Raw genomic sequence first — 1,143 nt, 5'->3', positions numbered from 1 at the left:
TTGGGTTCGGTTGGTATATAGGCAAAATCAGGCGAATAAGTCGCCCCACCTGCCACAGGAATTTTTATGGCGTTTTTGGGGATTTTGGTAAAAACAACGACTTCTTGCACATCTTCTTCGGTTACGTTTTGACCTTCAATATTACTGTCAAAAAACACCCGTTCAAACAAAAAACTCTCAATCGGTGCATTGACCGTCATATACTCGCCATGTCGTCAAAAGCGTGTGGTATTCATCATCGCTAAATGTATGGCTAAATAAATCAGGCAAGGCAGTTTGTGGGTTTATCTCATTATCATCAATCGCCAAAAAGTTATCCACCGTCTCAAAAATTTTAAATCCCAAATCGCCTATATAATCAGGATTTTCGCTTTGTATTTTTTGGGCGGAGCGGATAATACGTTCTTTGGTAATCTCAAAAATCGTATCAAATCCTGCTTTATAAGCTTCTGATTTTTTATCGGTTAATTCTGGCAACTGCACGCAAATAAATTGGCGATTGCCCTTATCTTCGGCATTTAATTGCATGACTGCATGGGCGGTTGTACCCGAACCTGCAAAAAAGTCTAGGATTAAGGCATTTTTATCAAAGATAATTTGAGAAAAATAACTAATAAGATTGGCAGGTTTTGGAAAATCAAATAATTTACCATTAAAAAGTTCTGTAATTTCTTTTGTACCATTTAGCGACATACCAATATTATCTGGAAGTTTTGTACTAACAGCAATCCTTCCAAAATTATCTCCCGCCTTTGTCATATCATCATCTTTAAAATAACGCATAACAGGGCGACTAATCTTCAAAAAATCATAATCATCGGGAAAGACAATTTTGCCTTTATCATAGTATTCTTGAAAGGTATCTTTTGTAACTCGCCAAGTTGCATTAGGATTGGCTGGATATTCTTTTCCTGATTTTGGGTCTATCATTGTAAAAAAGCTGTTAGGACGCTCGCTTGCTGTTCTTTGTGTTGTGCAATCATGAATTCGCCAAGGTCTATTAGGAAAGTCGTCTGTTTCGTAGTATTTACGTTCTTTGCCTTCTGTACTTGCAACAAATTTATCGCTTTTTGCATAAACCAAAATCCACTCGTAATCTTGCGACACACCAAATGGAACATCAGATTTATACCAACCGAACCC

The 1,143-nt window shown here is 37.2% G+C and carries 2 protein-coding genes; both read right to left on the bottom strand.

Annotated features, from left to right (window positions below; all coding sequences use genetic code 11):
- On the bottom strand, window positions 1–200 hold a 200-nt coding region (locus B5J93_RS11355), incomplete at its 3' end, for a restriction endonuclease (RefSeq protein ID WP_211278884.1).
- The coding region (locus B5J93_RS11350; protein WP_265734217.1) for a DNA methyltransferase at window positions 178–1,143 on the bottom strand (966 nt) is incomplete at its 5' end. The genes B5J93_RS11350 and B5J93_RS11355, both read right to left, overlap by 23 nt.

Source organism: Moraxella equi (genome assembly GCF_002027555.1).
GTDB lineage: Bacteria > Pseudomonadota > Gammaproteobacteria > Pseudomonadales > Moraxellaceae > Moraxella > Moraxella equi.
The sequence above is the reverse complement of the archived record's forward strand: the minus strand, read 5'-3'. Positions and strand labels throughout refer to the sequence as shown.